The sequence below is a fragment of the Acinetobacter sp. GW821-FHT09D10 genome, from assembly GCF_059416285.1.
Genome location: NZ_JBWKOW010000001.1, coordinates 1,119,201 through 1,138,423 on the forward strand (window position 1 = coordinate 1,119,201; position 19,223 = coordinate 1,138,423).

The window sequence follows — 19,223 nt, forward strand, 5'->3', positions numbered from 1 at the left end:
TATTTTAAAAGTATGACAATAACAACACATGTTTCATGAGATAATTTCAGCATTCACTGAATTTCATTATGTGCAAAATCATATCTATATTTTGTATTAGTGTTTTTATTATCTAGTATTAAATGCAGAAATTTTTTCAAATATTTCAGCTACAAAATCCATGAAAGCAATAGCCCTTTTAGGAAGAAATCGACCAGCTAAATAAACTATTTGAATGGGAACAAGGGGCGGTGCGTAGTCATTTAATATTAACTGTAAATTGCCACTTTTTAGACCATCTTCAAATAGCCATTCTGGCCCATAAGCAATTCCTAATCCAGCATTAACACACTCCCGAATAGCCTCAGGAGAATTTACTCGAAGCCTACCTGAAACTGATACATCCTTATCGTGGAATTGCCATGTTGTACCTGTCGACAATAATGTATAAACCAAACAATCATGTTTACTCAAATCAGCAGGTATTATAGGAATACCATGTTTAGCCAAATATTGATTACTCGCAACACATACTCGCTTAAATGATCCTAGATGCCGAGCACGCATGGAACTATCTTGTAAATGCCCAATCCTTATCGCCAACTCAACTCCTTCATCAACCAAATTTACGTAACGATCATTAAACTGTAAATCTAATGTTAGTTCTGGATAGAGCTCTAAAAATTTAGATAAATGTGGCACTAAAAATGTATGTGCTAACGCAGTAGGACATGCAACACGTAAAACTCCTGAAGGAACAATATTACCCTTAAATGAAGATTCTGATTCTTCCACTGCGTCAAGAATACGTCTGGCTTCAAGATAATAGCTTTCTCCTTCAGGAGTAAGAGAAAGTTTACGAGTAGTTCGTTGAAGCAACCTAGTATTTAAATACTCTTCTAGTGCTGCGACATAACGACTAACGTTTGGTTGACCTAAATCTAAATCACGCCCTGCAGCTGAAAAACTTCCTGTCTCAACAGCACGGACAAAACAAGTCATAAGCAGTAATCTATCCATAAATCATCCTTTATTCATGCAATTTAAGCATGAAATATATTCTATTTTTATATCTTATCAAGTTTTTTACATGAATATATAGTTTGTATTCGATCGGTCAACATATAAACCTATCTTAAAAAATCTAAAGGAAACCTATATGTCTAGATTAAGTGGAAAACGCACTCTCATTACAGGCGGTACAAGTGGTATTGGTCTTGAAACAGCAAAACACTTTTTATCTGAAGGTGCACAAGTAATCGTTACTGGTATAAACCCAGAATCAATCGAAAATGCAAAGTCCGAGCTTGGAAGCGAAGTTTTAGTCTTAAAAGCAGATTCATCTAATATCACCGCACAGAGGGAATTAGCACAAACCATTCAAAATCATTATGGAAAGTTAGATGTCGCCTTTCTGAATGCAGGCATATCGGTATGGCTTCCAATTCAAGAGTGGACAGAAGAAATGTTTAATCGTTCTTTTGATATCAATGTCAAAGGTCCATATTTTTTAATGCAAGCATTGTTACCAGTCTTTGCCAATCCAGCTTCAGTAATTCTTAATACATCAGTAAGCGCGCATCTCGGTGCACCCAACTCATCAGTTTACGGTGCAACCAAAGCAGCTTTATTGAATATGTCAAAAACACTTTCAAGTGAACTAATTAATCGTGGTATTCGAATTAATGCTGTCAGCCCCGGTCCAGTGGATACTCCATTATACGATAAGCTTGGTATTCCTGATGCTTATCGTGAACAATTGAATAAAGATATCATTGCAACAATTCCATTTGGTCGTTTCGGTACACCACAAGAAGTTGCGAGTGCAGTATTATATTTAGCGTCAGACGAATCTAGATGGACAATTGGTTCTGAAATTATTGTCGATGGTGGTCGCTCTCTTTAATCAAATTCTTGATTAAAAATTTTATTATTTGTTGAAATAACAAACTATTTCTTTTCCCAAGTCCCTACATCTTAGTAGTGGCTTGGCTGAATCTTATTAGTTACTTTAAATGAATAATTCATCGTTGACTTTAATTAGTCATCATTTATGTCTCTTTGTACAACATGCTGCTATCATTTTTCTTGAAAAAAATATCACATTTCAAAGCATTAACGTTAACCTCCAAGATAAACCAGACTGGTTTCTGAGTATATCTTCAACGGGAAAAGTTCCATTACTAAAAGTATTAGTTAGATAGCAATCAAAAAGAAAATATTATTTTGGAAAGTGTCGCAATCTGTGAATATATTGAGGAAACATACACTTTAAAAGATACAGAATATCTTCATTAAGAATAGCCAGGAAACTACTGCAAGCTCAAATAGGCGAAAAGCAGCATCACCTACAAAACAACCAATGACAGATCAAGATAATCTCAATCAAAAGGATGATCATGACTATAAACAATAAGAACAAGATCAAAAAGTAGGTGTACAGTACATTTACACAAGGATTTGTTCTGTAAGAGCTCAACTCAAACTCAATTTATCTATTATCCAAAGCCATCTGAATTATTCTTATTTTGACTATTCCAATCCAAATTTTTATATGAGTTTCTAAGTACTAAAAAATATACACATAAAAAAAGCCCCTGCTTTCACAGAGGCTTTTCGAATTTGGCGGAAGCGGTGTCCGTCTAACACTTGTCTCATACCGTCCAAATCAATATTATAAAAATATATTTTTCAAGAACTTAAAACAATAATAGTCTAACCACGTCTTGTCTAATCTATCCATTTCCAGTATTTTAAGAGGGGTAAGTTGTGGGGTAAATGAAAGATCATGCCAAAGAAAGCTAAAGAACTATCTGCTCTCAGTGTAGCAAAAATCAAAGAGATTGGTCGCCATTCTGTAGGGGGTGTTGATGGCCTTTGCTTAAATGTCGAAGGCAATTCACGTGTCTGGATTTTACGTGCAGTAGTTGGTAAACGTCTTGATAAGGATGGTAAGCAAAAACCGCATCGCCGTGATATTGGTCTTGGTCCCTATCCTGAAGTTTCTTTAGCTGAAGCTCGTGCCAAAGCCACTGAACTAAGATTACAAATACGAAGTGGTATTGATCCAATTGCTCATAAACAGGAACAACTCGAAAAGCTCCGCATCCAGCAGTTAAAGAATAAAACTTTCCGTGAATGTGCCAAAGTTGTGATTGCCAATAAAACTCGTGAACTTAAAAATGAAAAACATATTGGGCAATGGTCATCAACCTTGGAAACCTACATTTACCCAACGCTGGGTGATCTCACTATTAGCAGCATTACCAAAGTTGATATTGCTGAAGTACTTAAGCCTATCTGGATTGAGAAAAATGAAACCGCTAAACGTATCCGTGGTCGTCTAGAAACCATTTTTGATTATGCCAAGGCTATAGGATATTTTGAGGGTGATAATCCTGCTGAATGGAAAGGTAATCTTGAACCTATTTTAGGCAACTTAAAACAGGAATCACGCCCTCACCCATCCTTACCTTATGAACAAGTGGCTGAGTTTGTCCAGCACCTTCGACAGAAAGATGGCATTTCTCCAAAAGCTTTAGAATTTGCAATTTTAACGGCATGTCGTTCTGGTGAAGTCTTTGGTGCCACATGGCAGGAAATTGATTTTGAATCTAAAGTTTGGATCATTCCGAAAGAGCGAATGAAAGCAGAAAAGGAACACCGTGTACCTTTATCTCCCGAAGCCCTCTCATTGCTTGAATCCATTAAACTGTATACCCAGCCTCAGGATTTTATCTTCCCTGCACCTCGCAGTGGTGGCATGCTTTCTGATATGTCACTGACAGCTTTGATTAAGCGAATGCATGAACAAAAACTTAAAGAAAATGCGTTAGGCTATATTGATCCTAAGCAAAATCGAGTGATCACAACACATGGTTTCCGTTCTACTTTCCGTGATTGGTCAGCAGATAAAACTGATTACCCTCGTGAGGTCTGTGAGCACGTATTAGCGCATAAACTACCAGATGAAGTTGAAGCAGCTTATTTACGAGGAGCTTATCTAGAAAAGCGTAAGGGATTAATGACTGATTGGGCCGAATTCTGTAGTACACACTTTAACTAGACAGCATAAAACGAATGCTTCTGCCTTAGATGGCAGAAGCATAGTAATTATCGATTGATGTGGAACATAATTCTTAGAGGGTGTAGCTGTTTAGGATCATTAGCAGTATGTAGCAAATTTTTGTCTTTGCTCTGTGTATTTATCAATCATTACCCTGATCTACCACCTCATCACAAAACTTTATAACCCTTTGTACAATCTCAGGAATAATACGATCAATGACTTCATTCTTAAACTTGTGTTGAGAATGTGGTCTAGCAATTACAATTTCTCGAAGCTCTTTTAAGGTAAGAACAGAACTAGGAAAGTGGATCATCGAACGCTTTCCGCTTAACTCCAACACTTCCCGCCCAAAATTTAATGCCATATCAACACAATCAACACACATCGGAGCAGGGTTGGAATCGAAATTCATATCTTTAGTGGAAAATAGAGAAGCTGTTTTGACCTCAAATATCCATGAATTTTTCTTTGAAGGCCTCACACAATCATATTTATCTCTAAAACAACAAGGACAGAACCACTCACCTTCATATCTGTTCCAATACTTCCCTCGTGTAGCGACAAGATGGGCAAGCTCATTGTTTGAAGGCTTCTTTTTAACTATAGGGTTATCTTTTAACCGCCATGAACTGTTCGCACCTTTAAATGGTACTGGATTATAAAGCAGCCTCTCCGGTTCATATCTATCAAGTTGGTGTAATCCATGACGTTCAAAATGCCATTTAGCAAGTCGTTCAATTTGCTTAGCAGTTCTTTCTGATGGTTGATACCAATCTTGATTTTCAGCCGCAATTTTTGCAAATCTTTCAGCAAACTCCATTCTCATTTCAAAAATGGGTTTAGCCCTTTCCCACACTTGTTGTGCAAGTAGTGGATCAATTTCATGCTCTTGATTTGGTGTAGGTTTGACGAACTCTGCAATCTCACGTGGCGAGAATGAAAAATACTTGTGCGCTTTTACTATCTTTTTGGCTTCTGCATCTGCTTTATTACAATCAAAGCAAATAACCGTATTGTCATAAGCAGATAAAGAGAATGCAGCCTTGATAGCAAATTTTTCAGAAAGTTCATCAGCTACAACGTGATCTTTTTGAATCGAATACTTTTCAAAAAGCCCTTTGACCACATCTTTCATGTGGTCATGATGTTCATGTAATTGGCAGGTTAGATAATTATTTTTATTTAACCTTACTATTTCTGCCTTAGTCCTTTTACAACAAGGGCAAGACCAGTTCACAGGGGTCATTACCCACCAACGGTTCATGTGTGGACCGCTGGCATTGAATGACTTAACCAACGCAAGTGTCGAGCAAGTATGTTCCGAATCTATGCCATCTAAGTCTCTCTCAGCTAAAGATGACTTAAACTCTTCAAATGTTGTAGGTTCTGTCATAGGTCACCTGATGGAGTATGTTTTGTGTCCATTGTGACACTTAAAAGGACTCTTTCAGGGCTATGTAACTGCCCCATTAGTTTAAGATATTCATTAAATTCAAGTGATATGTCTTCACCGCTCAATTTAAATCTTGGATCACCACCGCAATGAGCTTCGTATAAGTAAAGCTCTGACATTAAATCCAATAACAAAAAGAGTCTTACACAATTTTCTCTTGTAGCAAATTGCGAATCATTAAGTAGATGAGCTGCTAGATGCCTATTAAAGTTTGAATAGGCATCTCCATCTTGGGAATTTTTAAATAGATGTTCTGTAAGTAACTTGTCACATGCTTTTGAGAATACATCATAAAACAAAACATTCCCCGGGCATGGTTGTCTCTGATAAGAGCTGCTAAAGAATGTCTTTAGATCAGGAAAGGTAGGCTTTTTACCCGTTCCGAAATAACCAAGCCACCTTAACATCACCCCCTCAACAACAGGAATCAAGGTCAAATAAGAACCAATAAAATTGCCTCGATAGTAAGAAATCACAGCAGATTCAATGATGTTTATAAAGCTTTTAAAAGGGGGGAAATGCTCAAATCGACCTTTTTTCTGTCGCGCTCGCATTACAGGATTCATGATAATATTTGCAAAGGCATCTATGATTCTATGTTCATTTGCTGGCATATCAGAAATTAACTTTTGAACATTCACTACATCTGTAAGCGTGACTGTCGATGGCAAACTTAATGCATATTTCACAAGCTCATTATTTAATTTTTGAATCAGATCTTCAATCTCTTTTAATGGCGTGACAATTACATCGCGGGTTTGTTCATCTACTTTTCGCTGTTGACGTGCTTCTTCGAGATATAACTCATAGGCTTCTTTACTGACAATCTTCCAGTCATTATCATCATTACAAAGCTGCTTTTTGACTTCCTGTACTGATGACTTATCTTTCAAAGCATCTATCACCAACCTAGCTCTATCTACTGTGTTCACATTAGTCTTCCTAATACTGCCCCTGCTATAACAGCAACAACGGCAATAATAAACATCACAACGGAGCCGCTTTTGTTGGTTGCGTCGTCCTTCCTTCCATTACTCACTTGTTGTTTGAGTTCATGATTCAGTTCAACCAAGCTCTTATTTTCATTCATCAATGTCTGTATATCTGTTCGATCAGACAGTTGCTTTAAATTAGCAGACAAGGCAATCACATCTTCGCTTTTTACCTTAAGGTCATTCTCTAGCTTAAAAATTTTAATTTTCTGTTGCTCTAAGATGTCATTTCTAGAAAACAATTCATCAAACTGCCCTTTTAAATGTATTCCAGCATCTGATGGAGTGATTGCAGAATGATCCGCCAAGTAGTCTAAAAGTGTTACATCGGAATTATGACCCAAGCCTACAATTCGATATCCATTCAAATTAGAAAAAGCATTTAATACTTTTTCATCATTAAAGATATCAAATGCATCACTACTCCCCCCACCTCGAATAACCACAACAACATCATGATCACTACAGGAACTTATTACTTGTGATGATGCTTCAACGTTGCTCAAACTAACAGGCTTCTCATCAAAATTGAACTCATCACGATATTCATTAAGATAGTTGTAAAAGTCTTTTTGTATATCAACTTTACTTGCTGAGGAGTAAATCACAGCGACTGAAAGATCAAATTGATTAGGGAAAGGATGGCTCTTTGGTCTATGCTTTTTTAAATCATCTAAGGTTGACAGCTTCGACTGGAATGCTTGTATTGCACTATCATCTTCAATCGCCTGTATAGTGTACCCCTTTAATCTTTTAGTGCATTGCTCTCTAAAAAAGTTAAATGTTGGCACTCCATGTATTTCAACATAACTACCATTTTTGAAACTAGATAGTAGATGTTTTGGAATCTCAACTTCAATCGCCCCAGTGGTATCTTGAATGATCAGATCATAGACTAATGACCATTTTGAGTTTTCAACTGCCTGCTCAACATTTTTTAATATGCCACGCACACAAAAAAGTTGTTGTCCTTGTCTCCGCTGATCAATATAAGCTTTTAATGTATCATTTAAAAAGTTATGTAAGTCACTGATCATAAAAGTGGGTAATAAATTCTGGTTCATAACACATCTTAAAATTTATATACATCTGTCAACCTAAAGCTTTATCTCGGGATAAAGCACTTAGGCTATTCACCATCCCAGTACCAATACACTTCACCCCAATCCGTTTCTGAAAGGATCGGCAATATTACACCTTGGTGAAAATACTGTCGTGAATCAAGTTTTGCAGAGATTACCCATACCCTATACTTTTAAAGGGTGCAGCGTTCGGTGCTCCTGTCTTGGACCATAGGCTCCCCACTGCTTATTATAAAGCATAGTTGAGGAATGGTTCGACTGACACGGCTACACCAAACTTTTCCAATTGCAAGAATTTTGACCCCAAAATTTGTGTTGGAATTTTGCGTTGGAGTAATTTAAAGAAGTTTTCATCATGCGTTGAAATAATGACTTGTTTGTCAAACTGCAAGCAAATACTTCGCAGGAGGTCAATCGTAGAAAGTATGTTAATGGAGTCCATTGATTGGATTGGATCATCAATCATAATAACGTTAACGGGATTACCCTCATCATCCTTCGCATGAAGCGCACTCGCTAGAAATACACTCAAACTAAGAATATTTGTTTGAGCAGCACTAAAATAAAGGATAGGAGATATCAACCCTCCAGCCCCATCGCTAACCACGATATTTAGACCGGGCTTATCGGAATCAAAGTCTGCTTTAAATTCTACTTTTTTAAAAGCAGGGTGCGGATCTATTTTCCTGTAAATGGAATTAATAAGATCTTCATAAAAAAAGTTATTAATAAGCGTTTTTAAGTTGTCCACAACTTTATCTCTTTCCGCTTTCAGAGCCACATCGACTCGATTACGTTGACCCAGCTGCAACTCTACATTGGTAAGCTCCTCTTGAAGAGAGATACGTTTAATATAAGGCTTAAACGAAGCCATAAGCTCTAGAAGTAACTTAATGCTGTTTAACAGCTTATCGATATCTAGAACACGAAGTTGACAATCTTCAACCGCCGCTGTTATGAGCCCTTTGACTCTCTCCAAAGTATCTTCAGGCTGAACGATAATAATATTAGATAAGCTCTCATAAAAAGCATTCACAGCCGTTTGAGAACGAGCAAAATTTGCTTCTAAATCATTCTTCTGCAGTTTTAAATTAGCAAAATCCACCCATGTACCATCAGCCATCATTTCCTGCTGCAAAACTTTACACTGACCAGCTAGGGATTCACTAGTAACTTTATATTTAAGTACTTCCGCGTCAAGCTCGTTTTTCTTCACCTCACAATATTTTTTGAGGTCTGAAGCAGCAATAGCATTTTCATTTAGGTATGTCTTTATTGTAACGTAGATAAGTTCGCTACTTTTTCTCTCACTTTCAGAAATTAACTCATACAACTCAGAATCTTTAGATTTGATCCAAGTAGTTACTGATTGAACTTGAGTAGACAATTCCGCTTGCCGTGCAAGCAGATTTAAGCGTTTTGTCGCAAGTTGGCTAAGCTCTGCCTCTACTCGAGATACTAGTTCATCATTTGAAAGCCCCCAAACTAACTTTTCTAGTTCAGTTATTCCAACTTCTAAGGTATTGTATTCTGCCTCTAGAGTAGATTTTTCAAACACTGCTTGAGCATGCCTCTCGCTAACTTCAGTGAGCTTTTTATGTAGAATACCGAGCTGCTGAACCTGTGCTTCAACTGCTTGCTGAGTAATCGCCTGTATTGTCTCCCTAAGTTCTTTTTGACGCATGAATGAGAGTGAAAGCTTTCTAGAATTCTCTAAACTCAATTCAGACATCAGATTTTGGCTCTTAACCTTATCTAGTAAACTCTCTACAGATGAATGATGAGTTGTACATAAAGGACAAATATTTGAAGGCTGCACAGCAAGATAATCCAAGCCTATAGCAATTAACTGCTCGTGCTGTTCCATCTGCTCAGTTAAGGCTTTCTGAGTAGCAGAGAGAGCCTGATTATGCACCTCGATCAAATCAAGGTCAGCTTGACATCTCGTCAACTGTTTAATTTTATCTTGATCAAAAAGTAAAGCCCCTACATTTCCAGTTAATAATAAATTAGAAGTAATATTTAATGCGGAGACCTCTCTTAACTCACGATTCAATTCATCTAACTGGATTTTGTCTACCTGAATAGTAATTTCTTTAGCGGTGATTTGTTGTCTTAAAATACCAATCTGAGCTCGATGGTTCGAAAGTGAGGCATACACTGGTCCAGCATTGTCGACAGAGTTCCTTAATAGCAAAGCTCTATCATCAGCAATCTTAAGCTCACTGTTCAATTCACTTAATTGCTGCTCAAGACTCGAAAGGTTGATAGTACTTTTGGAGTGTTCTTCGGTCAGTGTCTTTTGGAGTGTTGATAATTCGAGAAGACGTAACTCAGTTATTAAAAAAGTCTCTGTGTTCTCAGCGATTTCAATCAGGCGAGTCAGACGCACATGTGCTTGTTTTTGATCCTCCACACACTTGTTGTATGAGTCGAATAGCATCTGATACTTATCGGCATCGGCAACCCCTTTCAATAGCCTAGAAAGTTGAGGTTTTTGCTCTACCTGATAGTTGATATGGCGCTCTATTTCAGGTATTTTCGCCAACCTATCCGCCAGCGCTTCTGATGTTTTTATTTTCGCTTGGAGCAACGTATTCAGTTCATGCTGTCGCGATACAAGTCTAGCGTTAAGTTGATATTCACTCTGAGATGAAAATTTTTCATCAGGTAATACAATATTCTCACCCGCTGCATTAAGTTCAGCCGCAACTGAATTGAAATGCTCAAATACAGAAAGGTTAATTGGTTGCTTCAACTCTTCGATAAACGACTCACGTTGCTTATTAAGAACACTCAGCTCTGCATTATTATCACTGATAAGCGCTGACAACTCCTTGCGCACTATCTCGATATCTCCACCAAAACTTTCCATAAATTTAGCATATCGCTCTTGAGGCTTTGCTTCTCTGAGAAATCTATCAATCTCATCCTGACTCAAAACAACACGTCGAAAAAACTCATTTCTCCGTTGACGCTTATCGCCAAAACTTAAGTCCCGCCCATTCGAACGAAGTTTTGGTAGTTTATTCTCAAAAGGCTTCAGTCTAGTAGTAGATACAGTGACCTTTGTAATCAATTGTTTAGCAGCGTATTTGTTACGTAGAATCTTTTGACCTTCATTAGGGGCCTTAGTACACTTAGCCGCACTTTCAAAGTTAGATTTATTATATTCCCCTCCAAGCCTTTCTAAATGGTTGGTGACAGCCCATTCAACTGCATCGTAAAACGAGCTTTTACCAAAACCATTTGGCGCATAAATCGCAACAAAGTTCGAAGGAATATCGCCTTCATTCGTAAAATCAAAAGTTCCGTCTGACTTTGATTTGTAAGCACGAAATGCCTCAATCTCAACTTTTTTAATTTTCATTATTGTTCAAAAATTCCATTATGCTATTGATCATCTGGGCACGCTTTTCTCTAGACTCGGTTTTTGAATCTAATGGTGTGCCACGAACATACCTTTCTAAAGATAGCAAAGCCTCTTTTGGATTATTGACTCGGGTATCAAGCGTTAAATCTGAACCTAATAACTGGTTTTGTAGTTCAATAGCCAATTGTTCAAGACTAGGTATTTCTTGGAGCCCATCAATTATGATCTTACGAGCAACAAACTTATTATTTTCGATTTCATATTTTTCCCATACAGAAACTTGCTCAGTTGTGACAAAAGCCAAATATACATTCCACGCTGCCAAACTGCCCGCAGGCTGATGATGAACAGAAATAATATTTTGGATAGCTTGCCAATTTTCTACTACTTCTGCTGACGTTTCACATATACATGTTATGCAGGAGATGAACGAAAAAGGGTCATCCGAGCGAAACATATAAAACCTAATGTTCTCGTACTGAGCAGATAAGAAACCTAGATCGACTTCCTCACTTAATAATTTCATTAAGCTTGTCCTTAAGAAGCTGTAATTGTGCCATGCCAGATGGCAGACTTTTATATTCAAATTCGCTATCGATCACACAAGTATTACGAAGCCCTTCCAGATGAGTTAGTTTGAAACTCGTATAGATAGAGCTTTCAACCGCATCAATAGAAAATGGTCCTTGATTTGGTACAACAGCAATATCACTTATCACTCTATCAAGCACAAAACTTGGAGGTAGATGTTTTGCTGCCGCATCTGGTGATGCAACAATAAGCGTGCCATCTTTGTCTAAAAGTTTTCGCGCAATTTTAAGCAGCTCTTCCAAGCGACTAATCCAATTCGTGCCGTCACTGGTATATAACAACCTGCGCTTTCGCTCTAAACTTTTTATATAATCAACATTTGTGACTCCAATATTATCCATCAATGCGCAGATTACTAAAAACTCTAAATAAGCTGTCCATAATTCTTGATTTTTGAGCTCATCAGGGCGTTTGGAATCAACTAGCAGCTGTAAATTATATTGCATCATGACTTCATAAGGTGGAGGCATCCCATTTGCAATTAGCGAATCGGCAAGTCTCTCTAACGCTGCTTTAAGATGATAGACGTTGTTTTGGTCAATCACATTGAATGCAAATATCATCTCCCGCATTCTAGAAAAGCATTCCAAATGAGCAGGAATCATCAATGCACTTGCATGTGCCATTATGATTTCTTCAAATCTCATTAGGCTGTAGCATTGCACTCGACCATATTGCTGATCTTGACCAGTACCATCCATTTGGAACTCAATACCTATAAGAAATGGGCTTTCACCTTGGACGTGGTAAACTCCTCCGCCTGACATGCCGTCGATCGTCGCTTTTCCAGGAGTACCTTCAACTGTAAAAATGACCAGCTCATTGGCTACACTAGTCAAATGCCCATCATAATGCTTTATAGGATTCGAACTTTTTCTCTCGGTCCCTGGGAATCCAACTAATACAAGATCGGAACGTAGAGGTAAGCTTGATGCAGGAATACATCTTTGTGCAACTCTTGCCTGATATTCAACTTTTAAAATTGCGCAATCATAAGGGACCGCTTCCACATTTTGCGATTCTGGATACTTGAGCACTGCTAAAACAGGAAGATTATTACCCAGATGATCAATTACCACATGGTCAGTGATATTCTCAATTGCGTGGGCTGCGGTCAGCACATAGGAGTAATCCTGCGTCATAGCATTGACAAGTACGCCACTACCAGCATTAACCCTAACGCAATAAGACTGCATGATTTCGGATGCTGTCATATTAAAATTTGATCTCCTCATCAAGCACGTCTAAACGAGAAGAAAAACTCTCAACTTCATCGGGTAAAAGTAGCGGTGGAATCACATGACTGTAATTAAAAAAAATCTTACCATTTGTTGCTTTAATGATTCTCGCAATAGTCCTCTTATTAGGAAGACCATGTTTTGTTCCATCAGTGGAAATGACGTAACATGGTGAATCTAGCAATGAAAGAGTTTCGCTACTCGTATTGTACTGGCTACCATGGTGTGAAATCTTCACGAGATCAAGTTTAAGCTTATTAGTGTCGCTGTAACCTAATGCTCTTATATTACCTGCAACAACTTGATCATGTGCATCTCCAAGGAAAAGCATTTTTCTACCATCAGATTCAAGAAGAAATGCAATAGAGCTCCCATTATAAATAGATGGGTCTGATACAAACTTATCCTCTGCCCATATCTCGCTTAACGAAAGACCATAATCATTGTCATGCGATGAGGTCGTACCTGATTCAACCTCAGTTGGCCACTTGTGTAAAAGTCGCTCGAGCTGACTTCGTTCAGGTGACAACACTTTCAAAGTGAATGGGCCTACATTATATACTTGCCCAGCCATTATAGGCGGTGCTCGTACGCACTGGATTTCATCAAGCAATTTTTCAAGGTCTTTTCCCTGTTGCACGCTTGTTAGAGGAGAATCATCGGCCAATAGAATATTATTCTCCGAAATCTCAGGGACTTTGAAATGCTGTGTAATCAATCGAGACGAATTGAACCAGATTGCTTTCACTAGTTGAGGTAAATATTCAGAATCTTCAAAAGCATTGATCAGTCCTTTGATATGGTCGTCATCAATATGAGTTAAGATAACCAGATCTACATGTTGCCCCTTTTCTTTCAGATCATCGAGCACTTTGCAAAGTGCTCCCTTATATCGTTGTCTGAGGCCATGCTTAAAGGCCATCGAAGGTCCACCATCAATCAATATGTTGAAAGCACTCAAGGACCCCTCATGACTAACCAATATACAGTCCCCATGATTAGCTTTGAGGATACGAACAATAATAGCCATAATTCTCTCTGTATAAACATTCTACGCCATCGGCTCATTGTTATTTACCGATAGAATTATCATCTAAACATGATGTTCAGTTTTATTAGATAGCAATACTAAATTCATGGTTTTTTATTATAATTAAATAGCTTTTAACTTAATAACAAGATACTTATTTCGCAGAACAACATGTTAGTTTGCAGAGCTTCAACTAACATCTGTTTAAGAAATTTATAAATCTTACTTTCATTCAATTATATAAACGCTACTCATTATTTATCTAAATTATATAAAAAAACTTCCAAAAACAACCCCTTTAACTGGCTACTGTTTATAATAATCTACAAAAAAAGATAAATTAATCTAATGAGATTGAGATCACAAGAAAGGCTGGATATAGTGTTCATCAAGTTTCCATCATGAAGATTCTTTTATTAATATGATCATGAATTAAAAACCTTTTTTAATTAAACTAACAAATTGGCACAACCTTGTCACGTGATCTGATCCAATTCTTCTTGGTAAAATCCGGACTGTTTACTCTATTCATCATTTTCCCCAATTTTAGAGTTTGAACTTTTGTTCGTCTAAACCAAAAACTTTGTTTAGAGATGTTAATAAAAATATACTAAAATATATTCTATTTTTTAACGTTAAAAATTCTGAAAAAGATAATTATGGATTTAAAACCCAGTCTACTTAGCTATATTTTTACGGGTTCTGCCAACTGGGAATTAAGCTACACATTTCCAAAATTAAAGCTAGATCTCAATAAACAAACCACTCACCTTACCTTGGATGAAATACTTGATATAAATATTCAAAGTGGTTGGATTTGGTCATCTGTCACACTATCTACTTCAGAACAAAATTATGTACTTAAAGGTGTTTTCAATTCACAAGCTAAAGTTCTAAAATCAAATCTACTAGATGATATTGAGTTTCTAAATAATAAGAAAAACGCGGATACGATTAAGGAAATACTAAAGCCATACTTAAAAGAGTATCAAAATTTTATCCAACAAAATATTTACTTATCTCATCGCCTATGTAGTCTATTTAGATCAGACTTAACAGAGAGAGTAAAATCTTTGGTAGAAAAGTTTAGCAATCTCATAGAACGAGATAGCTCTTTTGCATTTGAGGCTGATCTACAAAATCTGTTTGAACAACTTCGACAATTTATTGAATTGCCAATCAAAGCAAACTACGCCATTGACGCTAAAAATAAATGTTTAGTTGAAAGCGAGTTAAAAGCATTTAAAAGTTTTTTTGATCAGGTGGAAAGTACCCCTCTAACTAATGAACAGCGCATTTCCTCTATCATCTTTGAGGATCGCAATCTATTGGTTGCAGCTGCAGGTTCTGGAAAAACCTCCACGATTGTTGGGAAAGTGGGCTATGCGCTATTAACAGGGCTCTACAAACCTGAGGAGATTCTAGTCCTCGCATTCAATAAAAATGCAGGAGAAGAACTCAATGAACGTATTAACCTTAGATTAAAAGATATTCTCGCTCAATTTAATACTGGTGTTGAAGCCCTTAATTTTCATAAATTTGGTGTTAAGGTAATTGGTAGAGCAACAGGTAAAAGCCCTTCAGTTTCTGAAGATGCAGTGAGGATTCAGCCACTATTAAATAGAATTATTCAAAATTTGACTGAAACTGATCTAGAATTTCAAGAAAAGTATCTTTTATTTAAAACTGCTTATTTAAGACCACCGTTATCCCCCTTCGCTTTTAAAACCAGAAATGATTGGGAAAAAGCACAAAAACGATCATTTGATAGATTCAAGAATGGCTTCGAAACCTATCAGGGAGAAATCGTTAAGTCACATGGTGAAAAAGCCATAGCAAACTGGTTATACAGTCAAGGAGTTCCCTATCATTATGAAAAAAATTATGAACATGATACAGCTGATGAAAACCACCGCCAATATAAACCCGATTTTTACCTACCTGAAATAAATCTATATCTTGAACACTACGCTATAGATCAACATGGTAAGCCACCTGCACACTTTGGGCAAAAGTATCTAGATGACATGAAATGGAAATCAGAAATCCATAAACAATATAAAACTGATTTAATCACTACAACCTTCCATGAGTTTATTACAGGTTCAATTTTTGAAAAATTGGAACAAGAGCTTAAATCACGAGGACAAGAATTTAGACCTCGTAGTCTTGCAGAGATCGATTCTAAAGCACAGTCCATCTTTGAATATGGGAGCAATGAGCTTTATGGTAGTTTTTTAAACCATTATAAGTCTAATCAAACCAATATGGCTGATTTATTAGCCAGACCTCTACTCAGCCTACGGGAAAGCCTTTTTTTAGAACTATTTTCCAAAGTTTATCAACAATACGACCAGTTATTAAAAACTAATACAGAATATGACTTTGATGACTTACTGATTGAATCTGCTCAACTAATAAATGAAAACAAATACAAAAGTCCTTTTAAGCTGATTATCGTGGATGAGTTCCAAGATACTTCACAGGCTAGAGCTAGACTCATTCTCTCCTTATTGAATCAGGTGCCTGAAGCAAAATTGTTTTGTGTTGGAGATGACTGGCAAGCCATATATCGTTTTGCAGGCTCAGATATCAGTATTTTTACTCAATTCGAAAAAGTCTTTGGCCCTACTAAGCAGACACAGCTGACCCAAACATTCCGTTCAAATCAGGGTATTGCCAATGTAGCCAGTGGTTTTATCCAAAAAAATAAATCTCAACTTCAAAAAGTAGTGAATGCCATTGATAAGACAAGTAATAAAGTTATTGAGATAAGCTTTTTAACGAAGACACAAGAGATTCATGAATACCTATTTAAGACACTTACAGCAATCAATAATGCTAATACAAACTCTGAAGGTAAAAAATCTATTTATATTTTAGGTCGCTATAACCACAATAAACTGAATTTAGATAACCTTTTGCCATTTCTTAAAAATTGTCGCATTGAGTTTAAAACAATTCACTCTTCCAAAGGCTTACAGGCAGACTATGTCATTCTCGTCGGATTAAACAGTGGTAACAGTGCCTTCCCTTCAGAAAAAGAAGATGATCCATTATTAAATATAGTATTGCCACAACCAGAGGCACATGCTTTTGCTGAGGAACGCCGTCTGTTTTATGTTGCCCTGACTCGAGCGAAAGAAAAAGTCTTTCTCATAGGTGAGCGTAATTCAGTATTCCTTGAGGAAATCACTAAAGAGCAGAATTTTAAAGAATTTATCTATATACCACAGGATGAACATAAACCAATCAATAGAAATATACCACCTGAATGGTTATGTCCCAAATGTGAAGAAGGTCGTTTATGGAAAAAGACAGGAAAATTTGGTAATTTTTTGGGCTGTGATCGCTATCCAGCTTGCGATTATACTAAGAGTTTAAAGCAACGTTGAATTCTGACAAGTATGTTGAACTATCATTAAATAATCCTTTTCTAAGGTTAGTTCACCAAAATCATCAACATAATCTTTGAAGTCTAATGAAGGACTATATGTTTCCAATTCATAGAAAGTTCTATGATGCCAAGAGCTGGGTGCATCAATTATTATCGGATTTTCAGCTACCTTAAATTGCCCTGCAGTTAGATCCACAATAACTCCACTCACGCTAAGCCATAAATGTAATTGACCTACATCTACGATAGACTGCCCTTTTATCATTAAAATATCTGTAATATCGTAACCTTTCACCTCTATCAGAAATCGAGCCAACAATCTTGAAGAATACTCACAACATGCTCTAGGAAATAAAGACAATACTTCTAAATAAAAATCGTCTTTGTCAATTTTATAAAATCCATGTAGAAATTCGAGGACATCATTTTTTATGTTAACGATCGACATAAATCTATTTTCAAATAAAAAATATTCTTACAATAACTTATTAGAGCATTATGATTCAATTAGGTAAAATTATTTTGATCTTTTTAATGCTATTTACTAATGCAAGAAAACTTTTCGCCTAGATATATTCTTAATTTAAAAGCCTATTCACCAACTGGAAAAGTTGTGAACATTACTATTTTTTCAGAATACAGACCTGATGAAGTAGAATTAAAAAAGAAAGCTATTTGGGCTTTAGATGTATTACGTATCGATGATGAAAATGAGGTTATAGATTTTTCATACGGTGAAAAAACTTTTATTCATCCGAAAACTAATGAAAAATTTATTATTGACTATGACTAGAATTTCACTCCTTTACATTCAAAACTTTAAGTTCCCCCTACAAGACTGATTATCCTCTGTATTTTTGTCGAGTATTTAAGATAGATAATAATTTTCATATAGATTTCAAATAAAGGCAACCAATCAAATTAAGAGCATTCAAAAATAGTAAATCTATGTCATATTATTCCATCAAATATTTAAAATAACATTTTTCACAGAAAATTATTTTTTGAGAAAATAATATATTACCAATATAAAAAAATTATTACTAAAATTTTACAATTTATATATTAATATATATCTAATGCCTTAATTTCAATTAAAAACCTTTTCTTTACAAAAATTAAAAAAATAGTAATGGACTAAAAACTCTAAAAAATGGTATTTTAAGGAAAAACATGAACATTGAGCAATGAACAAGTTTAAATCAAAAGTAGACTGGTGGATTTTAGTTATATTTTTAGGTGTAACTATATATATACTTAATGATATTTTAAAATTACAATCCACTCACAATATTAAAAATAACTTTTTTGATATTATAATTTATAGTATATTATTATGGTTAATTTGGACACCCATCATTAACACCAATTACACCATAGATAAAAATTATCTTATTATAAAATGTACGGTTCTTAAATGGAAAATTAAAATTCAATCCATACAGAGTGTAGAAAAAACGTATAATCCGTTATCAGCTCCAGCACTATCACTGGATCGTTTAAAAATAAAATATCTTGATGATACTGGATATTTAAAAACAATAATGATCTCCCCCAAAGAAAAGGATGAATTTATTAAAACATTAAACAAAGAAAATTTAAAATAAAATGAATACCCTTGTATTTAATTCAAAAATAGATTTATGGTTAATAATACTACTATCAACCATAAATCTATTTTTCATTTTTAAAACATATTATCTTAAAAAAAACAAAAGTATTAAAAATAATTTTAAGCTACTTATTATTACTTTACTAATATGGCATCCTTTGTTTACCACACACTATAAAATCGACAAAAATATATTATTAGTAAGGAGCAGTATTTTCAGCTGGAGAATACCAATAAACAATATAAAAAGTATTAAAGAAACAAATACTCTTGCATCATCACCGGCATTATCTCTAGATAGAATCATAATAATTTATGAAAATAAAAAACAGATAAAAAATATTGTAATTTCACCCACCAACAAACAAGAGTTTATCCGCCATTTAAATTCAAAAAGATAAAATAAT

At 35.7% G+C, this 19,223-nt stretch carries 16 protein-coding genes and 1 pseudogene; 7 read left to right on the forward strand and 10 right to left on the reverse strand.

Going from position 1 to position 19,223, the window contains the following annotated elements; all coding sequences use genetic code 11:
* Positions 1–108: 108 nt before the first annotated feature.
* On the reverse strand, positions 109–999 hold the full coding sequence (locus tag AC07M3_RS05255; RefSeq protein ID WP_494566739.1) for a LysR family transcriptional regulator: 891 nt from the start codon (positions 997–999) through the stop codon (positions 109–111).
* Between the two features lie 139 nt (positions 1,000–1,138).
* Between AC07M3_RS05255 and AC07M3_RS05260 the strand changes: the two genes are divergently transcribed.
* The 3 genes from AC07M3_RS05260 to AC07M3_RS05270 all read left to right on the forward strand — a co-directional run bounded on the left by AC07M3_RS05260 (position 1,139) and on the right by AC07M3_RS05270 (position 4,045).
* Positions 1,139–1,885 (forward strand): SDR family oxidoreductase, encoded by a 747-nt coding sequence (locus AC07M3_RS05260; RefSeq protein ID WP_209735341.1) that lies wholly within the window; start codon positions 1,139–1,141, stop codon positions 1,883–1,885.
* 109 nt (positions 1,886–1,994) lie between these two features.
* On the forward strand, positions 1,995–2,183 hold the full coding sequence (locus tag AC07M3_RS05265; RefSeq protein ID WP_494566740.1) for a glutathione S-transferase N-terminal domain-containing protein: 189 nt from the start codon (positions 1,995–1,997) through the stop codon (positions 2,181–2,183).
* Between the two features lie 584 nt (positions 2,184–2,767).
* On the forward strand, positions 2,768–4,045 hold the full coding sequence (locus AC07M3_RS05270) for a tyrosine-type recombinase/integrase (protein WP_494566741.1): 1,278 nt from the start codon (positions 2,768–2,770) through the stop codon (positions 4,043–4,045).
* 142 nt (positions 4,046–4,187) lie between these two features.
* Here the strand turns inward: AC07M3_RS05270 and AC07M3_RS05275 are convergent, their stop codons facing one another.
* The 8 genes and pseudogenes from AC07M3_RS05275 to AC07M3_RS05310 all read right to left on the reverse strand — a co-directional run bounded on the left by AC07M3_RS05275 (position 4,188) and on the right by AC07M3_RS05310 (position 13,807).
* On the reverse strand, positions 4,188–5,441 hold the full coding sequence (locus tag AC07M3_RS05275; RefSeq protein WP_000138813.1) for a hypothetical protein: 1,254 nt from the start codon (positions 5,439–5,441) through the stop codon (positions 4,188–4,190).
* A complete protein-coding gene (locus AC07M3_RS05280) occupies positions 5,438–6,433 on the reverse strand; it encodes a hypothetical protein (protein ID WP_494566742.1) in 996 nt (331 codons plus the stop codon). The genes AC07M3_RS05275 and AC07M3_RS05280 overlap by 4 nt, the downstream gene beginning before the upstream one ends.
* Complete coding sequence (locus tag AC07M3_RS05285; RefSeq protein WP_494566743.1) at positions 6,430–7,557, reverse strand: exodeoxyribonuclease VII large subunit; 1,128 nt, start codon at positions 7,555–7,557, stop codon at positions 6,430–6,432. The genes AC07M3_RS05280 and AC07M3_RS05285 overlap by 4 nt, the downstream gene beginning before the upstream one ends.
* Positions 7,558–7,622: 65 nt before the next feature.
* Positions 7,623–7,736: pseudogene (locus AC07M3_RS05290) on the reverse strand (PoNe immunity protein domain-containing protein); the annotation flags it as partial.
* 68 nt (positions 7,737–7,804) lie between these two features.
* Complete coding sequence (locus AC07M3_RS05295) at positions 7,805–10,945, reverse strand: sbcc family protein (RefSeq protein WP_494566744.1); 3,141 nt, start codon at positions 10,943–10,945, stop codon at positions 7,805–7,807.
* The gene (locus AC07M3_RS05300) at positions 10,935–11,474 is read right to left on the reverse strand and encodes an ABC-three component system middle component 1 (RefSeq protein ID WP_031978655.1); all 540 of its coding nucleotides are present in this window, start codon (positions 11,472–11,474) and stop codon (positions 10,935–10,937) included. Before AC07M3_RS05300 ends, AC07M3_RS05295 begins: the two co-directional genes overlap by 11 nt.
* The gene (locus tag AC07M3_RS05305) at positions 11,458–12,753 is read right to left on the reverse strand and encodes an ABC-three component system protein (RefSeq protein ID WP_228138775.1); all 1,296 of its coding nucleotides are present in this window, start codon (positions 12,751–12,753) and stop codon (positions 11,458–11,460) included. Before AC07M3_RS05305 ends, AC07M3_RS05300 begins: the two co-directional genes overlap by 17 nt.
* Before the next feature lies 1 nt (position 12,754).
* Entirely contained in the window at positions 12,755–13,807 is a 1,053-nt protein-coding gene (locus AC07M3_RS05310; RefSeq protein ID WP_494566745.1) for a ComEC/Rec2 family competence protein, read from the reverse strand.
* 659 nt (positions 13,808–14,466) lie between these two features.
* On the opposite strand from AC07M3_RS05310, the gene AC07M3_RS05315 reads away from it, so the two are divergent.
* Positions 14,467–17,202 carry a UvrD-helicase domain-containing protein gene (locus tag AC07M3_RS05315; RefSeq protein ID WP_494566746.1) on the forward strand — a complete coding sequence of 912 codons (2,736 nt, stop codon included), beginning with the start codon at positions 14,467–14,469 and terminating at the stop codon, positions 17,200–17,202.
* On the opposite strand, the gene AC07M3_RS05320 is transcribed toward AC07M3_RS05315, so the two are convergent.
* A complete protein-coding gene (locus AC07M3_RS05320; protein WP_494566747.1) occupies positions 17,188–17,652 on the reverse strand; it encodes a hypothetical protein in 465 nt (154 codons plus the stop codon). The genes AC07M3_RS05315 and AC07M3_RS05320 overlap by 15 nt on opposite strands.
* 99 nt (positions 17,653–17,751) lie before the next feature.
* Between AC07M3_RS05320 and AC07M3_RS05325 the strand changes: the two genes are divergently transcribed.
* From AC07M3_RS05325 to AC07M3_RS05335, 3 genes are all read left to right on the forward strand, one after another.
* Entirely contained in the window at positions 17,752–17,997 is a 246-nt protein-coding gene (locus AC07M3_RS05325) for a hypothetical protein (protein WP_494566748.1), read from the forward strand.
* A 394-nt stretch (positions 17,998–18,391) separates the two neighbouring features.
* A complete protein-coding gene (locus tag AC07M3_RS05330) occupies positions 18,392–18,811 on the forward strand; it encodes a PH domain-containing protein (protein ID WP_309953664.1) in 420 nt (139 codons plus the stop codon).
* A 1-nt stretch (position 18,812) separates the two neighbouring features.
* A complete protein-coding gene (locus tag AC07M3_RS05335) occupies positions 18,813–19,217 on the forward strand; it encodes a PH domain-containing protein (protein ID WP_494566749.1) in 405 nt (134 codons plus the stop codon).
* Positions 19,218–19,223 lie beyond the last annotated feature (6 nt).